This is a genomic window from Arthrobacter sp. JB02-1C, from assembly GCF_057748045.1.
In genome coordinates, this window is sequence record NZ_CM173235.1 from 1719120 (window position 1) to 1743139 (window position 24020).

General features: G+C 66.5%; 27 protein-coding genes and 2 tRNA genes. 12 read left to right on the forward strand and 17 right to left on the reverse strand.

The features are described from left to right. Positions 1-12: 12 nt before the first annotated feature. The 4 genes from AC3ANP_RS08285 to AC3ANP_RS08300 form a co-directional block, all read right to left on the reverse strand. Positions 13-414: a VOC family protein gene (locus AC3ANP_RS08285; RefSeq protein ID WP_488332840.1), complete on the reverse strand. Its 402-nt coding sequence runs from the start codon at positions 412-414 to the stop codon at positions 13-15. 10 nt (positions 415-424) lie between these two features. Continuing rightward, the gene (locus tag AC3ANP_RS08290) at positions 425-862 is read right to left on the reverse strand and encodes a helix-turn-helix transcriptional regulator (protein ID WP_488332841.1); all 438 of its coding nucleotides are present in this window, start codon (positions 860-862) and stop codon (positions 425-427) included. 58 nt (positions 863-920) lie between these two features. Next, positions 921-1325, reverse strand: a complete 405-nt coding sequence (locus tag AC3ANP_RS08295) for a GNAT family N-acetyltransferase (RefSeq protein WP_488332842.1) — start codon at positions 1323-1325, stop codon at positions 921-923. A gap of 14 nt (positions 1326-1339) precedes the next feature. Then, positions 1340-1427 (reverse strand) — tRNA-Ser (locus AC3ANP_RS08300). Between the two features lie 157 nt (positions 1428-1584). Between AC3ANP_RS08300 and AC3ANP_RS08305 the strand changes: the two genes are divergently transcribed. From AC3ANP_RS08305 to AC3ANP_RS08335, 7 genes are all read left to right on the forward strand, one after another. After that, positions 1585-2568, forward strand: coding sequence for an NAD(P)H-quinone oxidoreductase (locus AC3ANP_RS08305; RefSeq protein ID WP_488332843.1), 984 nt, complete (start codon positions 1585-1587; stop codon positions 2566-2568). Positions 2569-2706: 138 nt separating this feature from the next. Further along, positions 2707-3240 carry a PadR family transcriptional regulator gene (locus tag AC3ANP_RS08310; protein ID WP_488332844.1) on the forward strand — a complete coding sequence of 178 codons (534 nt, stop codon included), beginning with the start codon at positions 2707-2709 and terminating at the stop codon, positions 3238-3240. A 189-nt stretch (positions 3241-3429) separates the two neighbouring features. Beyond that, positions 3430-5730 (forward strand): carbon starvation CstA family protein, encoded by a 2301-nt coding sequence (locus tag AC3ANP_RS08315; protein ID WP_488332845.1) that lies wholly within the window; start codon positions 3430-3432, stop codon positions 5728-5730. Positions 5731-5739: 9 nt separating this feature from the next. Beyond that, positions 5740-5931 carry a YbdD/YjiX family protein gene (locus AC3ANP_RS08320; protein WP_488332846.1) on the forward strand — a complete coding sequence of 64 codons (192 nt, stop codon included), beginning with the start codon at positions 5740-5742 and terminating at the stop codon, positions 5929-5931. A gap of 157 nt (positions 5932-6088) precedes the next feature. Then, complete coding sequence (locus AC3ANP_RS08325; protein WP_488332847.1) at positions 6089-6709, forward strand: bacterial proteasome activator family protein; 621 nt, start codon at positions 6089-6091, stop codon at positions 6707-6709. A 7-nt stretch (positions 6710-6716) separates the two neighbouring features. Further along, positions 6717-7172, forward strand: coding sequence for a hypothetical protein (locus tag AC3ANP_RS08330; protein WP_488332848.1), 456 nt, complete (start codon positions 6717-6719; stop codon positions 7170-7172). A gap of 106 nt (positions 7173-7278) precedes the next feature. Further along, complete coding sequence (locus tag AC3ANP_RS08335) at positions 7279-8124, forward strand: aldo/keto reductase (protein ID WP_488332849.1); 846 nt, start codon at positions 7279-7281, stop codon at positions 8122-8124. On the opposite strand, the gene AC3ANP_RS08340 is transcribed toward AC3ANP_RS08335, so the two are convergent. Together AC3ANP_RS08340 and AC3ANP_RS08345 are read right to left on the reverse strand one after the other, a co-directional pair. Beyond that, positions 8121-8303, reverse strand: a complete 183-nt coding sequence (locus AC3ANP_RS08340) for a hypothetical protein (RefSeq protein ID WP_488332850.1) — start codon at positions 8301-8303, stop codon at positions 8121-8123. The genes AC3ANP_RS08335 and AC3ANP_RS08340 overlap by 4 nt on opposite strands. Positions 8304-8340: 37 nt before the next feature. Further along, a complete protein-coding gene (locus tag AC3ANP_RS08345) occupies positions 8341-9297 on the reverse strand; it encodes a hypothetical protein (protein WP_488332851.1) in 957 nt (318 codons plus the stop codon). 71 nt (positions 9298-9368) lie between these two features. On the opposite strand from AC3ANP_RS08345, the gene AC3ANP_RS08350 reads away from it, so the two are divergent. Then, positions 9369-9842, forward strand: a complete 474-nt coding sequence (locus tag AC3ANP_RS08350; RefSeq protein WP_488332852.1) for a hypothetical protein — start codon at positions 9369-9371, stop codon at positions 9840-9842. Positions 9843-9857: 15 nt separating this feature from the next. On the opposite strand, the gene AC3ANP_RS08355 is transcribed toward AC3ANP_RS08350, so the two are convergent. Then, entirely contained in the window at positions 9858-10358 is a 501-nt protein-coding gene (locus tag AC3ANP_RS08355) for a hypothetical protein (RefSeq protein WP_488332853.1), read from the reverse strand. A gap of 200 nt (positions 10359-10558) precedes the next feature. Between AC3ANP_RS08355 and AC3ANP_RS08360 the strand changes: the two genes are divergently transcribed. Together AC3ANP_RS08360 and AC3ANP_RS08365 are read left to right on the forward strand one after the other, a co-directional pair. Further along, complete coding sequence (locus AC3ANP_RS08360; RefSeq protein WP_488332854.1) at positions 10559-10954, forward strand: GntR family transcriptional regulator; 396 nt, start codon at positions 10559-10561, stop codon at positions 10952-10954. Continuing rightward, a complete protein-coding gene (locus AC3ANP_RS08365) occupies positions 10951-12033 on the forward strand; it encodes a DUF1648 domain-containing protein (RefSeq protein ID WP_488332855.1) in 1083 nt (360 codons plus the stop codon). Before AC3ANP_RS08360 ends, AC3ANP_RS08365 begins: the two co-directional genes overlap by 4 nt. Positions 12034-12092: 59 nt before the next feature. Here AC3ANP_RS08365 and AC3ANP_RS08370 read toward each other — a convergent pair whose 3' ends face one another. Then, on the reverse strand, positions 12093-12419 hold the full coding sequence (locus AC3ANP_RS08370; protein WP_488332856.1) for a hypothetical protein: 327 nt from the start codon (positions 12417-12419) through the stop codon (positions 12093-12095). A gap of 68 nt (positions 12420-12487) precedes the next feature. Here AC3ANP_RS08370 and AC3ANP_RS08375 point away from each other — a divergent pair, with 68 nt between their 5' ends. Then, positions 12488-12745, forward strand: coding sequence for a hypothetical protein (locus AC3ANP_RS08375; RefSeq protein WP_488332857.1), 258 nt, complete (start codon positions 12488-12490; stop codon positions 12743-12745). Between the two features lie 30 nt (positions 12746-12775). Here AC3ANP_RS08375 and AC3ANP_RS08380 read toward each other — a convergent pair whose 3' ends face one another. Next, positions 12776-14221, reverse strand: coding sequence for a diguanylate cyclase domain-containing protein (locus tag AC3ANP_RS08380; RefSeq protein ID WP_488332858.1), 1446 nt, complete (start codon positions 14219-14221; stop codon positions 12776-12778). 339 nt (positions 14222-14560) lie between these two features. Between AC3ANP_RS08380 and AC3ANP_RS08385 the strand changes: the two genes are divergently transcribed. After that, positions 14561-14950 (forward strand): hypothetical protein, encoded by a 390-nt coding sequence (locus AC3ANP_RS08385; protein WP_488332859.1) that lies wholly within the window; start codon positions 14561-14563, stop codon positions 14948-14950. A 751-nt stretch (positions 14951-15701) separates the two neighbouring features. Here the strand turns inward: AC3ANP_RS08385 and AC3ANP_RS08390 are convergent. From AC3ANP_RS08390 to tmk, 8 genes are all read right to left on the reverse strand, one after another. Then, positions 15702-16178, reverse strand: a complete 477-nt coding sequence (locus AC3ANP_RS08390) for a hypothetical protein (protein WP_488332860.1) — start codon at positions 16176-16178, stop codon at positions 15702-15704. A gap of 133 nt (positions 16179-16311) precedes the next feature. Further along, complete coding sequence (locus tag AC3ANP_RS08395) at positions 16312-16758, reverse strand: hypothetical protein (RefSeq protein ID WP_488332861.1); 447 nt, start codon at positions 16756-16758, stop codon at positions 16312-16314. A 1115-nt stretch (positions 16759-17873) separates the two neighbouring features. Then, entirely contained in the window at positions 17874-18125 is a 252-nt protein-coding gene (locus tag AC3ANP_RS08400) for a hypothetical protein (RefSeq protein ID WP_488332862.1), read from the reverse strand. A gap of 275 nt (positions 18126-18400) precedes the next feature. Further along, positions 18401-19636 carry an FAD-dependent oxidoreductase gene (locus tag AC3ANP_RS08405; protein WP_488332863.1) on the reverse strand — a complete coding sequence of 412 codons (1236 nt, stop codon included), beginning with the start codon at positions 19634-19636 and terminating at the stop codon, positions 18401-18403. 742 nt (positions 19637-20378) lie between these two features. Beyond that, positions 20379-20451 (reverse strand) — tRNA-Thr (locus tag AC3ANP_RS08410). 99 nt (positions 20452-20550) lie between these two features. After that, positions 20551-22128, reverse strand: coding sequence for an alpha/beta hydrolase (locus AC3ANP_RS08415; RefSeq protein WP_488333000.1), 1578 nt, complete (start codon positions 22126-22128; stop codon positions 20551-20553). Positions 22129-22184: 56 nt separating this feature from the next. Next, positions 22185-23327, reverse strand: coding sequence for a DNA polymerase III subunit delta' (locus AC3ANP_RS08420; RefSeq protein ID WP_488332864.1), 1143 nt, complete (start codon positions 23325-23327; stop codon positions 22185-22187). Next, entirely contained in the window at positions 23324-23992 is a 669-nt protein-coding gene (gene tmk, locus AC3ANP_RS08425; protein ID WP_488332865.1) for a dTMP kinase, read from the reverse strand. Before tmk ends, AC3ANP_RS08420 begins: the two co-directional genes overlap by 4 nt. Positions 23993-24020: the final 28 nt, after the last annotated feature.

Consider the following 24020-nt stretch of genomic DNA (forward strand, 5'->3'; position numbering starts at 1 on the left):
CGGACGCTTCGGTCAGCCCTGGTTGAAGCGGACCGTGTTGCCTGAAGGGTCCCGGAAGGCGCAGTCACGCGGTCCCCAGGGCTGCACGATGGGTTCCTGGAGGACCTCGCCGCCGCCTGCACGAACCGCCTCGAACGTGGCATCCAAATCGTCGGTACGGAAAACGATGATGGGCAGGACCCCCTTGGTCAGCAGCTGCTGGAGGGCGTCGCCGTCGTCCTTTGACCGGCCGGCGTGCGGGGGCGAAAGCACGATCTCAAGGTCGGGCTGGGCCCGGCTGCCGAGGGTAACCCAGCGGTGCCCGTCCGAGCCGACGTCGTTGCGCACCTCCAGACCGAGCAGGTCGCGGTAAAACGCGAGCGATTCGTCCAGGTCGTTGACGGTGATTTGTGCGTACTGAAGTGAAATGTTCATGCTTCAAACGCTACGGTGCGGGGGCTGGCGACGCTTCTTCAATCCTGCTCGGTTTTCGCGGCAGCCGGGTGCGCTGCCTCGCCACGCAGGTCGGCATCGCCTTCACGGCGTGGTGCTCACAGTTCCGGTAGGCGCTCGGCGTCATTCCGACGATCTCGGTAAACCGGGCGCTGAACGATCCCAGCGAGGTACAGCCGACTTCCATGCAGGCGTCGGTGACGCTGGTACCGGCCCGCAGCAGGGCCATGGCCCGCTCGATCCGCCGTGTCATCAGGTAGTTGTACGGCGTCTCACCGTAGGCGGCCTTGAATTGCCGGGAAAAGTGCGCGGGAGACATCAGGGCTCCGGCGGCCATCGCCGGCACGTCGAGCGGTTGGGCGTAGGCGCGGTCAATCAGGTCCCGCGCGCGGCGCAGGTTGGCAAGGTTGGCCAGCTCCTGCGGTGTCATGTCGAAATTGTAGCGCCGATCCGGGAACACCGGCCGGCTCGCCCGGCTGCAGGTTCGGCTAGCGCAGATCGGGCTGCACCGCGGCCCGGACCATCCTCAGCTCGGGCAGGGTGTGCCACTCCGGTGGGAGCACAGCGCGTTTCACCTCGGCCCGAAAACCGTGCTTCTGATAGAAGGCACGGGCCCGCGGATTGTCCTCAAGGACCCAAAGGTAGGCGGCCGAGTCGGCCAGGGCGGCGGCCAGCAGGGCGGCGCCGAGTCCGGTCCCGTAACTGCGGCTCAGCGTGTAGGTGGCGTACAGCTCCAGTTCCTGGGGTCGATCCTCGTCACGCCCCGGTCCCGCGTCGGCGAACCCAACGATTTCGTCGTCTGGATCCAGGGCGATGCCGGAAGGGCGGAAGGAACGAGCGAGGCCGGCCAAACCAATCTTTCGATTGGCCCAGCCGGCCTCAGAGCCGCGCATAGGCGGCGCACCCGCGGAAGGTAAGAGATTCGAACTCTTGGTACGGGGTTACCGCACACTGGTTTTCAAGACCAGCTCCATCGGCCGCTCGGACAACCTTCCCTAACGAGTAGTGTTCCATAGACCGGTCAGCCGCCACAAAAATTCGGCGGCGCTCGCGGACCGCGCAGGTTCGAGGTCCTAGTCTGGAACAGGGCGTTGCCGACACGGGATATCGCCAGCGCGCCGCACGCGGGAAAGTAAGGATCGGGAGTTCTCCATGAAGGCTGTCTATATCTCTGAGCCGGGCGGACCGGAAGTCCTGGAGCTTCGCGAAGTTCCAGAACCCGTGCCGGGTCCCGGCGAGGTACTGATCGATGTGGTCGCTGCCGGCCTGAACAGGGCCGACGTGCACCAGCGCCGCGGGTTCTACCCGCCGCCCCCGGGTTCCTCCGAGATCCCCGGCCTTGAGGTGTCCGGGCGGATCGCAGGCTTCGGGTCTGGAGTCACCAAGCCGTTCTCCGTCGGTGACAAAGTCGTGGCGCTGCTGGCCGGCGGCGGGTACGCCCAGCAGGTGGCAGTGCCGGCCGGTCAGGTCTTGCGGGTCCCCGACGGCGTGGACCTCGTCACGGCGGCGTCGCTGCCGGAGGTCGCAGCAACCGTCTACTCGAACCTGGTCATGACCGCCCAACTCCAGCCGGGGGAGACCGTCCTCATCCATGGGGCGACGGGCGGCATCGGCACCATGGCCATCCAGCTGGCCAAGGCCCTTGGCGCGCGGGTTGCCGCCACTGCCGGCACGGCGGAGAAGGTGGGCACCGCCAAGGCTTTCCTCGGCGCGGACATTGCCATCAACTATGCCGAGGAAGACTTTCCGGAGAGCCTCCGTGCCCAAAACGGCGGCAAGGGCGCGGACGTGATCCTCGACGTCGTCGGTGCCAAGTACCTCGGGAAGAACGTGGACGCCCTGGCCGACTACGGGCGGCTGGTGGTGATCGGCCTGCAGGGCGGGGCGCAGGCGGAACTCGACCTCGGAGTGCTGCTGCGCAAACGCGCGGCGATCATCGCCACCTCGCTTCGCCCCCGCCCCGCGGAGGAAAAAGCGGTGATCATGGCCGCCGTCCGCGATGCCGTATGGCCATTGTTGGCTGACGGCCGCATCCACCCGCTCGTTGCCAAGACTTTCCCGCTGGACCAAGTCCAGGCCGCTCACCGCTACTTCGATTCGGGCGAGCATGTGGGCAAGGTTTTGCTCGTCACCTAGCCCGTGTGACGAATCACATACGTCTTTTGGCATATTTCGGTCCCAGCCAGCCGCACACCGGGCTATGGTGATTCCATACGCGGTATACACGCGTCTTGGGGCGCGTGTATGCCGTCGTGCTGTACCCTCTGGAGCATCATGTCTATCCGCCACAGCCTTCTCGCGCTGCTGCAGGACCGCCCCCGCTACGGGTACCAGCTTCGGATCGAATTCCAGGAGCGCACCGGATCCACCTGGCCCCTCAACATCGGGCAGGTCTACACCACCCTCGAACGACTCGACCGCGATGGCCTGGTGCAAAAAGACGGGGCCGACGGCGACGGGCACGTCATCTACAGCATCACCCCTGCGGGCCGGGCGGAGGTCCGGGACTGGTTCCGCGCCCCGGTATCCCGCGCCAGTCCGCCGCGCAACGAACTCGCCATTAAGCTGGCGCTTGCGCTGACGCTGCCCGGGGCAGACGTGGGCGCGCTGATCCAGGCGCAGCGCGCCGTGTCCATCCGCGCGCTGCAGGAACACACCAAATCCCGCCGGGAGTCGGCCGTGAGCCCGCGCGCAGCCGACATGGCGAAGCTCCTGGTCCTGGACTCGCTGATCTTCCAGACCGAGGCGGAGGTCCGCTGGCTGGACCTCTGCGAAGCGCGGCTGATGCAGCTGGCCGGCCCCGGCTGACCCCGGCGCACCCCACCCCGCCCGCCTGACCCCGCCACACCGCTCGTCGCGCCCTTCACGCCGCTCGTCGAGTGGCCCGGTGCCGTACGCGCCGGCCGGCGCCGGGACCGCGGCCGCCGTTGATAAGGTGCCATGGGACAGATCTGCCTGCTGATCTGTCGGACGGGTTTTTCAAGGAGGAAAACAAACATGGGCACAACGCCAGAGGGCGGGTCAACGACCGCGCTACTCGATGATGGCATTACGCCGGTTCCGGGGCTCCCGCCCACGGCGATCGACGCGTCCGTCAACGACGCCGAAGAGCGCAAATGGACGCCCGGCAAGATCGCCCTCTGGGTGGCTATCGCACTGCTGGGCGGCGTCGCCTGGTTCATGCTCGCGATCGTGCGCGGTGAGACGGTTAACGCGATCTGGTTCGTGTTCGCCTCGGTCTGCACCTACCTGATCGGCTACCGGTTCTATTCCAAGGTGATCGAGCGGTACATCGTCAAGCCGAACGACCGCCGCGCCACCCCGGCCGAGTACAAGGCCGACGGCAAGGACTACGTCCGCACCGACCGCAACGTCCTGTTCGGCCACCACTTCGCCGCCATTGCCGGCGCCGGCCCGCTGGTGGGGCCGGTCATCGCGGCCCAGATGGGTTACCTTCCCGGCACCATCTGGATCATCATCGGCGTCGTCCTGGCCGGTGCGGTCCAGGACTACCTGGTCCTGTTCTTCTCCATGCGCCGCGGCGGCCGTTCCCTGGGCCAGATGGCGCGCGAGGAGCTCGGCGTCATCGGTGGCACCGCAGCCCTGATCGCGACCCTCCTCATCATGGTGATCATCGTCGCGATCCTGGCCCTCGTCGTCGTGAACGCGCTGGGCGACAGCCCGTGGGGCGTCTTCTCGGTCGGCATGACCATCCCGATCGCGCTGTTCATGGGCGTCTACCTTCGCTATCTCCGGCCCGGAAAAGTCATGGAGGTCTCCATCATCGGCTTTGTGCTGCTGATGGCGGCCATCATCGGCGGCGGGGCAGTCGCGAGCACCGACTGGGGCTCCGCGTTCTTCCACCTGGACAAGGTCACCATCGCCTGGGGCCTGATCATCTACGGCTTCGTCGCGGCAATCCTGCCCGTCTGGCTGCTGCTCGCCCCGCGTGACTACCTCTCCACCTTCATGAAGATCGGTGTGATCGTGATGCTGGCCCTGGCCATCATCGTGGTCCGGCCCGAGATCACCGTTCCGGCGTTCAGCGAATTCGCCTCCCGCGACAACGGCCCGGTCTTCTCCGGCGCCGTGTTCCCCTTCCTGTTCGTGACCATCGCCTGCGGCGCCTTGTCCGGATTCCACGCCCTGATTTCCTCGGGCACGACGCCGAAGCTGATCGAGAAGGAGCGTCAGACCCGCTTCATCGGCTACGGCGGCATGCTGATGGAGTCCTTCGTTGCGATCATGGCGCTCGTCGCCGCGATCTCGATCGACCGCGGCATCTACTTCGCGATGAACGCCCCGGTTGCCCTGACCGGCGGGACCGTGGAGACGGCGGCGCAGTGGGTCAACAGCCTGGGCCTGGCCGGTGTCAACATCAGCCCTGATCTCCTCGCCCAGACCGCCAAGGACGTCGGCGAGCCGAGCATCGTTTCCCGCTCCGGCGGCGCCCCGACCCTCGCCGTGGGCCTCGCGCACATCATGCAGCAGTTCATCGGCGGCACCGCGATGATGGGCTTCTGGTACCACTTCGCCATCATGTTCGAAGCGCTCTTCATCCTGACCGCTGTCGACGCCGGCACCCGGGTGGCCCGCTTCATGCTGCAGGACTCGATCGGCAACTTCGCTCCGAAGTTCAAGGACCACTCGTGGCGACCCGGGGCGTGGCTCGCCACCGCCGTCATGGTCGCCGCGTGGGGCGCCGTGCTGCTGATGGGTGTGACCGACCCGCTGGGCGGCATCAATACGCTGTTCCCGCTGTTCGGCATCGCCAACCAGCTGCTCGCTGCCATTGCCCTGTCCGTGGTGCTTGCCATCGTGGCCAAGCGGGGCAGTTTCAAGTACCTCTGGATCGTGGCGCTGCCGCTGGCCTTCGCTGCGGTCGTCACCATCAGCGCGAGCTTCTACAAGATCTTCTCGCCCGTTCCTGCCGTCGGGTACTTCGCCAACAATGCGGCGTTTGCCAAGGCTCTTGCGGATGGGAAGACCTCCTTCGGCACGGCCAAGACGCAGGCCGCGATGGAAGCCGTGGTCCGCAACACGATGATCCAGGGCTGGCTCTCGGTCATTTTCGTGGTGCTGAGCATCATCGTCATCGTCACGGCACTGATCGCCGCGGCGAAGGCGTTCCGTAATGCTTCCGCCGGTATCGTCAACGTCGAGTTCGAGGATCCGGCGCTGCCGTCGCGGGTCTTTGCGCCGGCCGGGCTGATCCCCACCGCAGCGGAGCGCGAGCTGGACGCGGAATGGAAGAAGCTGCCCGCCGAGCAGCGCCTCGAACACTCCGCCGGGCATTGAGGTGCTGCCGTGAACGCGCTGCTGGCAGGGTTCCGGGGATTCGCCGAGTACTTTGGCGGCGTCCTGGGTGCCGACGCCTACAAGAAGTACCTGGAGCATCACGGCTCCTCCGGCCATGCCGGTCCGCCGATGTCTGAGCGGGACTTCTGGCGGGACCGCACGGATCGCCAGGACAGCAATCCGCAGAGCCGCTGCTGCTAGTCAGGAGCCGCGAGGCCAGGCTGCGGTAGCGCGGCTGGCCGCGGTCGGGGCGCTGCCGGGAACATCAGTTTCCGGCAGCGCCCCGCCTTTTCCCCGGAGCCGGAACCGGGCGTCATCCGCCGCCGTCGGTGGCCCGCGCGCGTGAGAGTATGAAGCCATGAGCGACCCGATCGATACCCAGTCCGGCAATGACGCACCGATGGTGGGCACCCCAGTGGCAGGGCCCCCGACGGCGGCACCCTCGGATCCCCGCGGCCAGGACCAACACCCCCGGGGCGGCCGCCTCCAGGACCTGGTCGACGAACCCGCGAAGGTGATGCGGATCGGCACCATGCTGAAGCAGCTTCTGGATGAGGTAAAGGCGGCACCGCTCGACGCCGCGGCCCGGGCCAGGCTGGCCGAGATCCATGAACGCTCGATCAAGGAGCTCGAAGACGGGCTGGCGCCGGAGCTGGTCCAGGAACTCGAACGCATCCACCTGCCGTTCCCGGAGGACGGCGCACCCTCAGACGCCGAACTCCGGATCGCCCAGGCCCAGCTGGTCGGCTGGCTCGAGGGGCTGTTCCACGGCATCCAGACCGCCATCGCGGCCCAGCATTCCGTCCGGGAACACGCCGCCGCGCAGCTGCAGCTCCGGCAGTTGCCCCCCGGCACGATGATTGCGCCCGGCGTCGTCATCGGCGAGAACGGCGAACCCCAACGCGCCGCCGAGCCGCAGCGAGGGGCGGATCCGGCGCAGCCGGCCGACCCGGACCATGGTCCCGGCCAGTACCTCTAGGCGAACCTTGGGATTCTTCAGTGCCGCGCGGCAGGGACGCAGGGACGACGTCGAACTCGGCAGAGGCCTGTGGCGTCGCGCCCATGACCGGTTCATCCGCGGCCTCGACCGCTACCACCAGGTCCTCGAGGGAGTCGAGGATGAGGACCTCTACGCCGAACTGGTGGAGATCGCCAACGACCTGGCCGCGCTGGCCGGTCGCGTGCGGCTGATTTGCATGGAGGCGCAGCGCCGCTCGCCAAGCGACGGCCTTGACATTCCCGGGGCGCTGGCGGGCGTGCACCGATCGCTCTCGACCGCGGGCAACTCACTGGCGATGACCGCGGAAGCGGCAGCGATGCTCCGCCTCGCCGTCGGTCCGGTGCCGGTGGGCGCCGCCTCCGTGCGCCGCAGAGCCAGCACCGTCGTCGAACACATCGACGACGCGGAGCGCCAGTTGGCCGAGGCGGCACCCCGCGACTGACCCCTGGTCCGCTGCCGCGCGAAGGGCAGGGGCCCAGGGTTAAGCGCCTAGCTTAGCTTCGCCGCAATCACTCGCGTGCCGTGCCATCCGTTGGCAGGATGGACGGATGACTTTTACTCCTGAATTGACATTCAATGACGGCCACACGATCCCCCAGCTTGGCTACGGGGTCTGGCGGGTAGCGGACGACGTTGCCGAGAAGGTGGTCGGCCAAGCCTTTGCTGCGGGCTTCCGCCACATCGACACCGCCGCAATCTACGGAAACGAAGCCGGGGTGGGCCGTGCTGTCGCCAGCTCCGGACTCAAGCCGGAGGAAATCTTCATCACCACCAAGCTGTGGAATGCCGACCAGGGCTACGAGAGCGCCCTGGCTGCATTTGAAGAATCCATGGCGCGCCTGGGCCTCGAGACGCTGGACCTGTACCTGATCCACTGGATGCAGCCCAAGCAGGACAAGTACGTGGACAGCTGGAAAGCGCTGGTGGAGCTCCAAAAGCAGGGCCGCGTCAAGACGATCGGCGTCTCCAACTTCACCAAGGAGGGGCTGCAGCGGCTGATCGACGAAACCGGGGTGGTGCCCGCCATCCATCAAATCGAGCTGCACCCGTACTTCAGCCAGACCGAATTGCGCGAATTCAACGCCTCCCACGGCATCCTCACGGAGGCCTGGTCCCCGCTTGGCCAGGGTGGCGAACTACTGGAAGACCCGGTCATTGCCGACATCGCAGCGAAGCACAACGCCACGCCCGCACAGATTGTCATTGCCTGGCACCTGGCCGTCGGCAACGTGGTCATTCCAAAATCGGTGACCGAGTCACGGATCAGCGAAAACTTTGCCGCCCTGGACGTCAGCCTTGACGACGCAGACGTCCAGGCCATCAATGGACTGGACCGCAGCGCCGGGGGTGCCGGCAGAATCGGCGCGGATCCGGCTGTTTCCGACTTCGCCTAGGCGGCTGCGCGCCCTTCCCGCGGGACCACGGCGTCGATCACGGCCCAGCCGTGTTCGTCGCGGACCTGGCGGCTGGCGAAGCGTTCCGCCTCGATGGCCTGGTCGAAGGTCTCGCTGCGGACCCGTCCGCAGTCGGTGTCCAGGTAAGTGACTTCCCAGTGATCCTGTTGCTGTTCCATGGTTAAAAGTCTGCAACCGACCTCTGACAGTAGCGGGTCAGCCCCCCGGCGTGTTGCCGAGCCGCAGCACCCGTTCGCGGGCCAGGTCCTCCCGGCGGCGGTCCCTGTCGGCGGCGCGGACCGCCTGCTGGGCCGCGGCCGCAGCTAGCTCGCGGCGCCTGCGGGCCTGCCGCAGCTCGGTCTCTGCCCTGGCCAGCTCCAGCTTCAACCGCGCCGACTCTTCGGTCAAGGCGGTGGCAGCGTCCTCGGCGGTGCTGAGTTCCTGGGCCGCGGCGTCGGCCTCTTCGGTGCTGGACCGGGCCGCTTCGGCCGCTTCCGCCAGGGCCGACAGTGCCCGGGTCCTGGCCGAGGGGCTGGGAGCGGGGCGGTTCGCCCGCACAGACCGCAGCCGGGGCTGCCCTGCCGGTGGGGCAGCCGGCGGGGGAGCTTCCGCCGACGCCCCCGCGGCGGACGGCGGCCCGGGAACGTCCGGAAGGGCCACTGCCCCGGCGAGGTCCACAACATCGACGCCATCGGCAGAAAGGGCCCGGAGCAGTCGCCCGCTGCGGACCGCCGCGGCGGCGCCCTCGTCGGCCGTAGCCGCACGCAACGTCTGCTCTATTTCGTTCGCGATCGCGGTGCTGATTTTGCGGCCCTGCTCCTCCGCGGTGGCGCGTGCCGTCCCGACTGTGCCGGCCAGCAGCGTCCGCCGCTGCCGGGCCAGGCCGCGGAGAGCGCCGGCGTCGAGCGCGGACTGTGCCTCGCGCATGGCCCGCCCCAGCTGCTCCAGTTCGCGCAGGGTCTCTGGCCGCCGCCAGGCAAGCATATTGACGGCCCAGGCGCTGACCGAGGGCTTGGGCAGTGACCGCACCGCTGCCGCCTGGGCACGGAGCTCCGGTGTGGCGGTACCGCTGGCGGCCAGTTCCTTTGCCGCGGCACCGCGGGCTCCGACGAACGCGTCGAGGGGCAACGCATAAACACGCGCCGCGATGCCCGCCAGCTCATCGGTTGCCATGCAAGAATCATAGAAGCTCCGGCGGCTCATGCCGGGGGGCGCGCAGCGCACGTCCACGGCAGGAGAGCCCCGTGATTGAAATTGCCGGCCTCCCGGCCCATATCCTGTTGGTCCACGCCGTGGTGGTGCTCGGTCCGATCGCAGGCCTTGCGGCCCTTGTCTACGCGCTGGCGCCGCGCTGGCGCACCTACCTGGCCTGGCCGCTGGGCGGGCTGGCACTCGTGCTGGTCCCGGTTGCCCTCGTGACCGCTCAGGCAGGGGAGCAGTTGGAGAAATCCCTGCCGGCCACCCCGATGATCAAGGCTCACGCACAGCAGGGGGATCTGCTGAAGTTCGTCTCGGTGATCTTCTTCGCGCTTGTCGCGGCGATGCTTGCCGTGAGCTTCGAACCCATCAGCCGACGCCTCGGCGTCCTCGGTTCCGTGCGGGAAAACCGGGTCCTGCGGCTGGTCCTGCTGGTGGCGGGAGCGCTGTCCGGCGTCTTCTTTATCTACCAGAGCATCCTCGCCGGCCATTCCGGCGCTTTCGCCGTCTGGGGCCGGTAGCCCAGGCTGCTTGCGTTATGGCCGGCGAGGGTCCGGGTCAAGCGCCGCCAGCGCGGCGCCGGTCACGGCCCCGTAGGCCAAATGCGGGACGAGGTCGCTGATCCAGTCGGTACGGGACCAGGTGCGTGGATCGGTGATGCCGAGGACGGTCATGGGGCCGTTGCTGCCGGCCAGAGCCAGCGCGGCGGCGGTGGCGGAAGTGAGCACCGGCCCGGGGCGGAATCCGGCGGCGCGGGCCAGTCCCAGCGCCGCGCCGACGCCGATGCCCACCAGGAGGCCGCTCAGGGCTCCCAGCCCGGTGACGCGGTTCGTCCGTTCCTCTTCGTTTCCGGGAACGGTCACGCCGGCGACGGCTGCCAGCTTTTGCACGGTGTCCTCAGGCGTGCTGCTGGCGCCGCGTGCGCGCCAGACCATGTCCAGGTACGTGACCGTGTTCAGGGCAGTGGTGCCGGCCGCGCCGGCCGCGGCTCCCGCGGCGACAGTCCGCAAAACCCGCATGTCGGTGTCCTTGCTCATCAGAATCCCCGTCTCCTTGCCCGGGCGGCTCCGGATGGAACAGTCCTTGCTGGACGTATCATGCTCCGGCATCGCGCCCTGGGCAAGGGGCGCTCGGCGGGATGACGCCGGCGCGGCCGGGCCCTGACCACGCGTCGCCAGGGGGCCATTGCCGCAACCAGCTCTTTGTTCTATAACTAATAGAGTAAAGAGGGGTGGGAGTGGTGATCCTCAGCGTTGATCTAGCCAGTGAGGTGCCGATCTACCAACAGCTCCGTGACCGGATTACCGAGGCAATCGCGGCGGGGGTGCTGGCGGAGGGCAGTTCGCTTCCGTCCACCCGGGCGCTGGCCGCGGACTTTGGCATCAACTTCCACACGGTGAATAAGGCCTACGACCTCCTGCGCAAGCAAGGCCTCATCCGCCTCAACCGCAAGACCGGCGCGGTGGTGACTGCCTCGGCGGTGCCGTCGCCGTTCCGGGCCGAGTGGGCCGCGCGGGCGCGGACTTTGCTGGCCGAGGCAGTGGCCGTGGGCGTGCCGCCCGATGAGGTTCTCGCCACCTGCCGGTCCCTGCTCGATTCATTTAACGAAACACCGTCAGAGGACACGCCATGATTGCCACGATCGTCCTGATCTCCGGCTTACTGATGCTCGTCGTCGTGCTCGCATTGGTGTTGCCCTCCATCAACAGCCCGACCGTCCCCTTCGGGGTGCGGGTGCCGGCCGGGCATGCGGATGAGCCCGCCGTCCTCCGGCAAACCCGCCTGTACCGTCGGCGGATGCTTTTCGCGGGGGTTGGTGCGGCGGCCGCCGGTGCAGTCACCTACGGCCTGACGGGCCATGCGTTCCTGCTGCCGCTGGCCGTTCTGGTGCTTGTTGGCCTTTGGTACGGCTGCTTCTTCCTGGCCCACCACGAGATTCAGGCCGCCAAGACGGCCGGGGGATGGTTCGACGGCGTGCGGCCCGGGATCGCCGTGGACACGGAACTACGGACCGACCCGCCGGCCTTTCCTTGGCTTTGGCTGGCCCCCGCGCTGATCATCACGGTCGCCACCGTAGTGATCGGTGTGGTCAGCTACCCGTCCATGCCCGCGACGCTCGTGGTGCACTACGGCGCGGGCGGCGTTCCCGACCGGCTGGCGCTGAAGTCGTTTGGCGCCGCGTTCTCGCTGGTGTTCGTGCAGGTCGGTATGACCGCGCTGCTGGTCGGCATCGCGGTGGGCATTCACCGCAGCCGCCCTGACCTGGACCCGGCGCATCCCCTGGGGTCCTCGCACTGGCACCGCCGATACATGACTCTGGGGATCAAGGCCCTGCTCGGGCTCGTGGCGATGATCGACCTCGGAATGCTGGTTTCGTCCCTGCTGATGTGGACGGGAACCGTGACGCGGTGGGCGCCGCTGGTGGTCGGGCTTCCGATTTTAGCGGCCGTCGTTGCGAGCGTCGTCGTCCTGGCCCGCAACAACCGGGAGCCGGACTCCGGCGAGCAGGACACGGGCCTGACGCACCGCGACGACGACAAGAATTGGCGCGGCGGTCTTATTTACGTCAACCGGGACGACCCCACGCTGATGGTCCCGCGCCGATTCGGCCTGGGGTGGGCACTCAATTTCGGCAACCCGACGGCGGCCATGATTCTGGCCGGCGTGCTTGCCGTGATTGGCCTCGTGGTGGTTCTCCGCTTGGGTGGCTGATGGGCCACGAACGGCGTCGACCCACGGTGGAGAGGGACTGTCCCGCGGGGTCGGGCGCTCTAGGAGGACCCGGTTGTGTCCGTCTCCGGGAGCATCTGGTTGGCGATCAGGTCGACGCGGTCGGCTGCGGTTAGCCGGTCGTCGTTCTGGATCGCCGCTACGTCACGGCCATCGACTTGGGCGTCGCGCGACGCCTGGCGGCCGGGTTCCTCTGTCGGTGCGTGGTGCTCCTTCTTGTGACGCGCCTCATCCAGATGGTGTTCCAGCTTCTCCTCCGCTTCCCGCCGTCGTTGCCCCACGGTGCGGATCTGTTGGGTAGTCGGCGCGGTATGGGCATGCTGGTGCAGCCCATGCTCCTGCGCGGCGCCGTCGTTCTTCTCACTCATAGAGGCATCGTCCCACGCGGATTACGGGCCGGGAAGACCCCCGGGTGTGGCGGGTCTACGCTGGTGGGATGGAGTACCTGAGGGCCGCTCTGTCCTTGGGTATCGCTGCAAAAGGCCTTTCCCTGGCTGGGGTGGCGATGCTGGTTTTCGGACACGGCGGCTGGTTTGCGGCCGGCTTGGCGCTCGTCTTCGTCGCTGTTCTGCTCGGGGCATGGTCAATGGTGGTGGCGCGCGGGGTGCGCTCGCCGGAAGGGCCGGCCCGGCCCGCACCGTTCGGCGGGCTGCGCCGAAAAGAGAAAGGTTCCGACAAGGAGCCGGACGCCTGACGTCGCCGGGAGTCGTGCCGGCAGGACTGCTTAGGGTTCGTACCGGGCGTACCCGGTGCTGCCCGGGCGTTCCTTTCCGTGCCCGGCGTCCACGTGCCCGGCGTCCACGCGTCCGGCGTCGCAGACGGGAGTGTGCTTTATTGCGGCGTCTCGCAGCAGGGACCAGAAGACGGCTGCTTCCTCGGGCATGTCATGCTGCAGAACATGCTGCCTGACGAGCGTCGCAGCCCATTGCTGAACGAGGTCGTGATGGAAGATAAATTCCTCCAGTGCCGCGGCGTCGGGAAGGGCCAGAGCAGCCGGGGCCGACTGCCGGGGCAGGGCGTCTATGGCGGCAAGCACGGATTCCAGGGTGCGGCGCGTTGACTCGGGGGCGCGGGTCTGCGGCGGCAGCGTGCCGACGTCCTTCGCCCGGGCAATGTCCCGGCGCAGCAGGTTCGTAAAGTCGGCCCAGCAGCGGGCAGTGGCCGGTGGGACAACCAGCGCCCCGCATTCCCGCGTGGTCAGCGCGTCTGAGTAGAACACATAACTGGCGCGGCCGGCGAGTTTCGCCGCGTACATTGCTGCGTCGGCTTCTGCCAGGAGCCTGCCAGGATCGCTGCGGGACGAACCGACGGCGATCCCGATACTCGCCGTCACGCAGAGCCGTATCCCGCCCAGGTCCAGCGGCTCGGCCACCGCGTCCAGGACCCGCCGCGCCACGGCCGCGCCCCGTTCCCGCCCCGAGCGCGGCAGCACCAGCGTGAATTCATCCCCGCCGGTACGGGCCGCGGTGTCACCTGTCCGGATGCAGGATTCCAATTTCCGGGCAATCCCGACCAGTACCGCGTCGCCGGCGGCATGGCCGTGCGAGTCGTTCACGGGTTTGAAGCCGTCTATGTCGACGGCGAGGACGAGGATGGGTTCATCCGTGACGGATGCGTCCTGCAGCCGCTGCTGGAGCAGCGTGCGGTTGGCCAGCCCAGTCAGCGGGTCGTGCTGGGCAAGGGCGGCGAGCCGGTCGAGGAGGATGCGTTCTTCGGTCCGGGCGCGTTCGTGGATGGTCCAGTGCATGACGCTGGTGAAGCACGCAGCAAGGAACAGTCCGATGTGGACGAGAGCCTGGAGGGCAGGGCTCTGCCAGGGATCGGCGTAGGCGGCCAGTTCCTGAAGTGCCAGCACGACCAGGACGACATGGTGCACGAGCACGGTGCCGACGGCAGCAGCCATCGGCGCCCAGTCCTCATAGAGGGCAACGACCGGGATCAGGATGAAGAAAAGGAAATGGGCCTCGGCCGCGCCGGTAACTTCCTCCGCCCCTATCGCGGCGGCCATGAGTCCCGCCGCCGCGATCGACGAACGTATCCGGTGGGGGAGTGGGGACTTCGAAGCGACGGCCGCCATAGCAGCCGGGGCGCCGGCGGCGATGAGAATCGAAGCGGTCGGATACCCGCGGAAGAGGGCAATAACGCCGACGGCGGCGGACAAGACGAGCAAGGCCCAGACGATCTTTTGGTGCCGGAGCCTCCGTGCGTTTGCCGGGAGCAGAGAGCCTCGGGGGATCAGTCCGCTGGTCGACCGGAACCAGCGCTGGAGAGGCGGCAACCTTCCGACGGCGCCGCGGTACGGTGACCTCACTGTGGCTTTCCCCCCCAACGGTGGCTGGTCCGTCGAAACGAATCCTAACCGATCGCACCGACAAATCCGCAGGTCAGAGGCTTCGGGTCCGTAGCCATTGCGCTGGTCAGTGGACCGGGAGGCATATTCTGGTTGAGTAACCGATATCACGATGACGACCATGGGGGCAGCTGATGATTGAACACACGGGGGCAGCTGATGATTGAACAGAAGTCGTCCTTGCCCCGCTACGCCCTACGCGATGACGGAATCTTCCTGCGCCTGGAATGGGCGCCCGGGGTCACGATCGAAGCTGAAGACGTCCACTCGACCATCGCCGCCGTCACTGCAGCATCCCCTCAAGGGAAGCGGCCGTTACTCGTGCATGTCGGACCGGTGGAGCGAATCAGCCCGGAAGCCAAGAAGTTGCTCATCGATGACACCTGCTCCGCTCGCACCGCCGTCGTAGGCGTGGATAACGTGGGCCGGGTGATCACTGCCTTCAACGGCCAGTCCGCAACACCCAGCAGGTACTTTGCGACGGCGGCCGACGCGATCGCGTGGCTCACGGAGGACATCCATGCAGATGACGTCTCCGCCAGCAGTTAGGCCCTTCACTGAGAATGGCATTATTGCGTGACCAATAAGCACTCGCCCTGGAGTCCGGGCTTAGTCACAACATGATCATTGGTGTGACGGGCGATTTGCGGGCCTTGAGCTAACAACCGACATCCCCGGACACGGCCAAGGACAGACCGGCGGGCGGCCTATAAAGATCAACCTCGAGGTCATCCGGTGCCGTGCGACCGCCCAACGCGATCACATCCACAACGGGCAGTGCTCGAATGGTTGGAGCCGGGAAAGTCCCAAGGCGCCGAGCACGCCGGGCCAGTACCCACCATGCCCGGCGTGCCGGCCTTCGATCCGGTCGATCTGCAAATCACTGACGCCTGGGGAACCGATTATGACTTCGTGTCCGGCCAGGTATCTGGAGATGGGACAGAATGGGGTGCATCCCGGACTTACGTCCCGGAACCGCCAAGACAAGCTAAAGTCCTGAGCCTGTTTCTTTACGCTGCGCGGTTCGCCCACGGGCAAGAGCTGCAAAATCCAAATTGCCTAAAGTGGCCCTGGCTCGAACACCAGGGTGGTCGCCCGTAGCTTCGATCGTGGGCCGGGTCGCCGAAGGCATGATATGCCACGGAGATCACCAGGCTCGGCCACGGCGAAGGCTACGCAATCGCGCACATCTTCCGGGATGCCGCAAACGAACGAAGCCGGCGCTCAACAGCGGGAGGCACGAAAACGAGAAGCGAGTGAAGCCCCGGACCACCGATGCACGGAGTTACCAGCGTGCCGGCTACCACTGCTCCAGGCCGATGCTGCCGGCGAGCTGTACGGTCTTATCCGGCGACCCGGGGTCGCTGACAAAGAGCGAAACCGTTGCGGTCGCACAGCCGGGCCTGAAGTGACCGTCCACGGCTGTGATGGTCAGAGTTGTTTGCTCGGTCTTGCCCGTACACGGGCGCAGTCCTGACCCGGCGCCCGCAGAAACCGCCGGGCCACCGTCCGCTGACTGCGTCAGGAAAATACCGACGCCGGCCTTCTGGCCTTCCTTGCACCGGTAACTGACGCGCACCTGCACCTCGGTGCCGGCACCGTTCAACTGCCCGTCCCCGATCCGCAGGACTTTTGGTGCCTCGCCCGTGTAAGCCTGGGCCGGGAAACCAACGGCGAGCAGCACGGAGGCGCAGGCCATAGCTACCCCGGCCAACGTCATCAGCCGGACCACCGGCCCGTACCGAGCTCTCAGCAGCTCCGTTCCAAACAGCTTCATCGGTCCCTTTCCTCTCCGGACCGTGTGACGCCGGAGTTTCAGTTCAGTCGAGACGGGCCTCCAGACCCGGGGCTGGGGTGCGGCTTCCCGCACCCCAGCCCGAGCTTGCCCGACGTTCCTCAGCAGCGCCTCGTTACCACCGGATGGTCCTCTGGTGGCTGTTGTCGCTCTTGTGGTGGTCCTTGTTGTCGCTCCGGTGGTCGTTCTTGCTGTCGTCCCTCTTGCTGTCATCGCCCTTGTTGTGCCGGTGTCCGCTATGGTCCCACCAGCCGTCCTTGTCGTGCCGGCAGCCGTCGTTGCCCGTCCAGGACCCGTTGTTGTCGTTGTCGTCGCGCCACTTGCCGTCATCGTCCCGCCAGCCCCAGCCGTCGGAGTTGTCGTGCCACCGGCTCTCGCTGTCCCACCAGCCCTTGGAGGCCTCGTGCTTATTGCTCGTCTCGCGCTCCTGGTGCTTGCTCTGGAATGACGACTGATTCCACGAGCTGGTCGAGGTGGAGGCGCTGGCCGGCATGGCGGCAGCTCCAAGGCCCAGTGCGGCCGTTGCGGCAGTCGTGGCGATGATGCGGAGAGTCTTGTTCATGTACCTGATCCTTTGAAGAAGGCCATATCCCTGATGCCCGGGGCCCGAAGAGCCACGCCAAAGAAAGGCCGTGGTTTACCGGCGGGCACCGGAAGATATGTGTTTGATTGCCATTGGTAGGTCGCCGGGATCTTTGCCGGCTTTAGCGGTCCGTGTCTACAGGACCCTGGTTGCCCCGGAAGTGGTTGCCCGGAGGAACCACTACAGTTCACGCCCTCGCGGGAACCCGCAATAGGGACCTAAGTCCCGAGTAGGTCACCAGACTTCCGGCGCGGCAGTAGGCCAGCGGAGGCTTGGTGGCCGATGCTTGGCTTTCGGTGGACCGCCCGTAGCCTCGGCTCAAGTCCGGTCCTGGGGGAACGAGAAGAGTCTGCGGCGTTGTGATGCTCGTTGGAATGCTCGCTGCCGGCGTCCTGGCCGGCTGCACCTATGAGGACGAGGGCGGCCCGCGGCCAGCCAGCTCAGCCGGGAGAGCGGCCGCCATGCTGTCGAAGAGCCCGGACCTGTTGGCCGTGGAGACGCGAAACTATGCTGAGCTGGATCAGCACCTGGCCGGCGCGGCCAGGCCGGTGCTTCTGGCCGTCTCCGGTCCGGCCTGGCGACCGACCACCCAGGGACGGCCAGCGCCGCGTCGAGGCCCCCACCGAAGAATGCGTCCCGGACCTGCCAGACGCTTGTCGTCGTGGCCGTCTTTGAGCCCGAGGAGGGCGACGTTGCCGTCGGTGGTGATAAGAGCGAGCTCCCTTCCACCCGTCGGGTGGGTTTCGTCCACCAGAAGCGGGGTCTGCAAGTACCTGGCATGGGCTGCCGGGGTAGGGCACGGGTTCCCGTCGATAAAGACGTGGAGGTGGCCGCGCGAAGTCACGAACTCGGCGAACCGCTCCGGCGTCCAGCCGGGCGGGCTTTACCGGTGAGCCGTCCTGCGGTGGAACAAGTCGGCTCACCGGTCCCTCCGGCACTTCACGCAGAGGACGGTGCGCAGGTGATGGACGACGTCCACGAGGTCCTTCTGGGCAGTAGGGTCATAGTGCCTGTGAGTCAGGCTGCTTTCAGGGATTCAGAGGCCAGGTAGGCGGTGGCACTCTTCAGGATGACATTGGCACGCTGAACTTCGGTCAGCTGCCGCCGCAGGAAACGATGGTCACTTGGGGATCAACATCCGCTTCGCTCGCGGGAGGCTCCGTCACGATAGGCGCGTCCTCTGTCGCGGATGCGCTGAGTACGGCGACCAATATCTCCAACGCGGAGTCACCGGACGGCGAAGCCGCCGCCTGTGGGGCTGCTGCATCCGTGACCGCCTGCGCTTCGCCGGGTTCGGCGCCTGCCTTCTTGACCCAGTTGTGGATGGTGATGTTCGAAATTTCCATGGTCCTGCCCACAGCCATCATCGCAGCATAGTTTGTATCGTGCGGCTGTTCTCGCCGTGGGCCCGGTAAAGCTTGACGGCCCCGGTTTTGAATCCGTCTGAATGTTCGGGGGGTTTTGTCCGAGTCCAATCGATGCTCTCAGCCATGACTTGGCGGGCCGAGCTTGAGCCCCGAATGAAAGAGAAGAAACCCCTGACCTGTGGATTTGCCGAGATAATGCATTTAGTGAAGCAGTGGGCCTTTAGATCTCGGGTAAGGCAGTTGGATTGACTGGGCTATCCTCGGGGCGGGGTTTGAGCCATGTGGTCAGCCAGAAATTCGGCGTCCGCGCCGACACCTGAGAGCAGCCCCGACTTGAAGGTGTGCATCCAGTGCAGCCCGAGGAAGTACAGCCCGTCGACTGGGGTGACGCCGTGCTGTTGGATGGGCCGGCCGCGCTCGTCGAACACCGGGATCTTGACCCAGCCGAAATCGTAGGCGTAGCCGGTTGCCCAGATGATCGTGTTGATGTCTTCCCTGGTGAGATTCAGCGAGTGGACCTCCCTCACGGCGGGAAGGTGGATGGGTTCTTCCGGCTCTTCCTCGGCGAGATCGTATTCGGTTCCCTTGCTGATAAATTGGCGCGCTGCCGACAGGAAGTCGCTGTATGCCTTGTCGGCCTCATCGAGGACCTGGTTCGCATTGGCCTGCGCAGTGAGATTCCCGCCAGATGCGCCGACGACTCGGCCGATCACCTTGACGCCGTCCCCGGCGAGTTGCCGAACATTGACGTCGTATCCGCCGTTCACGCCGGTGACGACCGTCGAAGGTGGGTATTGACGCGAGGGGAAGCTGTCGATTGTCTGCGCGAAGCGGCCTAGAACCTCCAGCCAAAAGTAGATGTCCTTGCCCCTGAAGCGTCTCGGTGCGCGCCGGTGCCGGCTCACCGACATGTACACGCGGCGCCCGGCATGTAGCAGCTCCTCGGCGATCTGACAGCCCGAGGCGCCGCTGCCCACCACCAGCACGGCGCCTCCGGGCAACGCCTCCGGGGAGTGGTATTGCGTGGGGTCGAGCAGAAGTACCGATGGTGAGACGTCATGCGCCAGCTGGGGGACGCGGGGAAGCTGGAACGGTCCGGTTGCGATCACCACGCGGCGTGCGTGGATGGAACCTTCGGCCAGGAATACGTCGAAGCCGTCACCTGTGCCGTGTTCAGCGAGGGCGCGGACTTCAGTGTTCTCGCGCACGGGAGCCCCTGTGCTGATGGCGTAGTGCTCGATCAGACGAAGAATTTCGCTGTGATGCGCGAAACCGTCGGGATCATTTCCCGCGTATGTGTAGCCCGGTAGTTGGAGCGTCCAGTTCGGGAACTGAAAGCGCAGGGAGTCCCATCTTTCGGTACGCCAGCGTTCACCGGTTCGGTGACGCTCCAGGACGATGTGCTCGCGCCCGTGTTGCTGCAGGACGTTACTCATCGCGAGCCCGGTCTGGCCGCCCCCGATGACAACGACGTCGTGATGCTCGCGCATAGTCAGCTTCCCAAAGTGGTGACACGTCCATTTTATCGGCCGCGGTGTGCAGCCGGGAGAGGGCGATCCTATTCTCCTAGAATCCCGAGCCAAAGTTGGCCGGAAGGCATTCGTCCTCTTGAGCGCCCACCGACAATACAGCCGAACTTGATACGCAGAGGTGCCAGTAAATGGGTTGATATACGTCGTAGTCACCTCTTCAGGGCGACCACGGTGTAGGTAATGATGAAGGAAATGGTGGCCACGGCCAAGATGAAGCGCGTGGCGTCCTGTGTGTAAATCTCCAGGTACGGGCAGTAAGTCGGGGTGACAGCCAAGGGGCGTTGCGGCCGATCAAGTCATCGAACCGTGCCTAGGCAACGAGCTTTGCGTGGGCTTTGTCCGCGCGGATCCCAGTTTTTCATGGCCGCTAACACTATGGCTCGCTCGGCACCAGACATGTCGTCGCACTTCCCCACTTCAAAGACGCTGTGACGTCTAACGCCTACCGCCTATCGGAGCCGTATCCGACGGCGTACCGAACTCTACGTGAGCTTACGTGATGCCTCAGATGCACACGCCCGAATGAAGCGACGTCCCGCTTCGGGTGAACGGAGGCGGCGTGATCTCTGTGGTCGAGGTGACGAAAAAGTGACGGAGTCGCTGGGAATGACCTGCAACGCAGGGAATGCATAAGTCAAGCTCGCTGTCAAGGAAAACGACAGAACCCCCGGAAATCGCTGATTTCCGGGGGTTCTTCTCGAGCTTCCTGCCAGAATCGAACTGGCGACCTTCTCATTACGAGTGAGACGCTCTACCAACTGAGCTAAGGAAGCAACCGCATGAAGCCCGGTGAACGGGGCGGTTCATGCAAGAGTCAACTGTAATCGAGTCCCGGCGCCCGGGTCAAAATGAGGCCGGGAGAGGCAAGGGGATCAGCAAACGGTGTTGTCGGCAGGGGTCTTACCGTCCACCAAGTAGCCGTCCACGGCGTTCCCGATGCAACTGTTCGAGCGCCCGTAGGCGGTGTGGCCCTGGCCCTTCCACGTCAGCAGCGACGCGGTGCCGAGCTGTTTGCGCAGCGCACCGGCCCACTCGACCGGCGTCGCCGGGTCCCCGGTGGTGCCAATCACCACCACGTCCGCGGAACCCTTGTACTCCGCCGGCGCGGGGGTGCGGACATTCTTGTACGGCCAGTCCCGGCAGCTGGTGCCGCCATAGGCGAAGTAATAGCCCAGGGTGGGGGACAGCTGGCGCAGCCGCTGCTCCTCGGCGCGCATGGCTGCGGGGTCGGCGGACATCGGGTAGTCCAGGCAGTTGATGGCGTTGAACGCGAACGTCGAATTCGCCGAGTAGGTTCCGTTCGGTTCCCGGTCGGCGCCGAAGTCGGAGAGCCGCAGCATCGGAGTGACGTCGCCCTTGACGGCGCTGGCCAGGGCCTGGGTCAACAACGGCCAGTTGTCGTCGTTGTAGAACGGCAGGATGAAGCCGCTGACGAACATGGAGGCGTTCACCACCCTGCCGTCCTTGGCGGTCATCGGCTTGTCTTCCACGGCAGCGATCAGGTCCTGGATCTGCCTGATGGCCTGGTCCGGGGTTCCGCTGAAGGGGCAGTCGCTGCCCTGCAGGCACTTGGCCACGTATGCCCGGATCGCCTTCTCGAAGGCCTTCGCCTGGCCGCTCGTCAGCTCCTCGTAGCTCAGCGAGGGGTCCAGTGCGCCGTCCAGGACCATCCGGCCCACGTTGTCCGGGAACAGCGAAGCGTAGGTCGAGCCCAGGAAGGTGCCGTACGAGTAGCCCAGGTAGTTGAGCTTCGCATCGTTGAGGACGCCGCGGAGGACGTCGAGGTCCTTCGCCGCGCTGACCGTGTCGATGTGGCCCAGGACGGGGCCGGTCTTTTCGGCGCACTGGGCCGCGATGGCCTTGTTGTCCGCGAAAGCCTCGGCCAGGCCGGCGTCGGTGTCCAGCTTGTAAATCTTGGCCCGGTTCGCGTCGCGTTCCTGGTCGGTGAGGCAGGTCACCGGCGCGGAACGCTTCACCCCACGCGGGTCGAAGCCCACGACGTCGTAGTTGCTGCGGACCTTTTCGGAGATGTTCGAGGAGCCGGCGTCCCTGACGAAGTCGTAGCCGGAGCCGCCCGGACCGCCGGGGTTGACCAGCAGGCTGCCCTTCTTGTTGCCGCCCTTGGCCGCCAGCTTGAGGGCTGCCAGTTCGATCGTGGCTCCATCGGGCTTGCTGTAGTCCACCGGGACTTTGACCTTGGCGCACTGGAAATCGCCCTCGCAGCGCGCCCAGTTGAGCTGCTGGGAATAGAAAGTGCGCAACTCGGCGGGTGCCGCAGCGGCGATCGACGGGTCGGGCTGGGCCTGACCGTTCTTGGCGCCACCGTCGCCCGAGCCGAACATCGTGCAGGAGGAGAGCACCAGGGCAAGCGCCAGGCCGAGCGCCAGGGCGGCCGCCCGCACCGCGCCCGTCACGGATCGGCGGCCTGCGGGCCGTGGTGGTGCTGGCATCATGCGGTTCTCCTCGGGATCTAAAACTGTGCGGATCAATGGGTGGCCGACGGCTGTCAGACCAGGCTGGTGGCCATCGACTCTATGGCCAGCAGCGGTGCGACGTTGGTGGTCGTGATCCGGGCACGGGCCTTGTTGATGGCATCCATGCGGGCAAGGGTCACAGCCGCCGTGGAATGTCCGGCGAATTCCTGCAGCTCACTTCGCAACTCAATGTTGACCAACTCCACGGCGTTGCCCAGCTGGATGATCAGCACATCCCGGTAGAAGGACAGCAGGTCGGTCAACGTCCGGTCAAGGGAGTCAGTGATGGACCGCTTGGCGCGCCGTTTCTGGTCGTCTTCGAGCTGTTTGACCTGGCCGCGCATCGCGGCGGGCAGTGGCCCGCTTTCCGGGGCGCCCAGGGTGGCGAGCAGCGCGGCCTTCTCGGCGGCGTCACGTTCGTCGTTGGAGCTGTTGGCTTCCTCGGTGGCAATTTTGACCAGCTTGTCCGCCATCATCACAGCCGCAGTCACACCCCGCAGGTGCAGCGGGAACCGTACGGTTTCGAGCCGGCGTTGGCGGGCCTCGGGGTCGCGTGCCAGCCGACGGGCAACGCCGACGTGGCTTTGGGCCGCCCGGGCTGCGCTTTCGGCGAGGCCGGGGTCGACGCCGTCGCGCTTGACCAACAACGCCGCGACGTCGGCGGCCGGTGGAAGCCGCAGCGCCACCGGGCGGCAGCGGGACCGGATCGTCACCAGCACGTCCGCGGGGGACGGGGCACACAGCATCCAGATGGTGCGCGGCGTGGGTTCCTCAATGGCTTTGAGCAGCACGTTGGTGGTGCGCTCCGCCATGCGGTCCGCGTCCTCGACGACGATGATGCGCCAGCGGGCCGATGCGGGACGGTTGCCCGCGGTCGAAACCAGCTCGCGGGCCTCATCGATGGTGATGGTGACCTTTTCGGTCCTGACGAACGTCACGTCCGAGTGGGTCTCGCCGACGATGGTCTGGCAGGCCGCGCACTCGCCGCAACCCCGCCGGGAGACGTCGTCCTGGTCGCAGTTAAGCGCGGCGGCGAACGCCTTGGCGGCGTTGGACCGGCCGGAGCCGGGCGGGCCGGTAAACAACCACGCATGCGTGAGCCCGTCACCCTCGGCGGCCTGACGCAACTGCTCGACGACGGCGGGCTGGCCCTGGAGGTCGTCCCAGACACTCATGCCGAACTGCCCTGGCGCAGCGCCAGCAGCGCTTCGACCCGTTCCAGGATCCTTCCGGCCAGTTCCGGTACCGGCAGGTGCGCGGCCAGGACCAGGTACTTCTCCGGCCGGGCCGCGGCCAGTGCCAGGAACGTGGTGCGGATCAGGGCATGGAACTCGTCGGCCTCGGATTCGAGCCGGTCTTCTGCTGCTGCGCCCGCGGTCCGCCGCCGGCGGCCGTCGGCGGGGTCGACGTCGAGCAGTACGGTGAGGTCCGGTTGCAGACCGGAGGTGGCCCAGTCGCTGATCTGCCGGACCATCTCCGTGCCGAGACCGCGGCCGGCCCCCTGATACGCCACCGACGAGTCGATGTACCGGTCGCTCAGCACCACCTCGCCGCGCTCCAGCGCGGGTCGGATCACCTGGGCGGCGAGGGCGGCGCGGGAAGCGGCGAAGATCAAGGCCTCGGTCCGGGCGTCAATGTGGCCGTGGCCGTGGTCCAGCACCAGGGAGCGCAGCTTCTCGCCGATCGGCGTGCCGCCCGGCTCCCTGGTCCGCAGCACGGTCAGCCCGCGGAACTCGAGCGCCCCGGCAAGCTCCGCAGCCTGGGTTGACTTGCCGGCGCCGTCACCGCCTTCAAAGGCAATGAACAGTCCGGGGAACGCTCCGGGATTCTCGGTACTCACTGCTCTAGCCTACCGATAATGACGGACA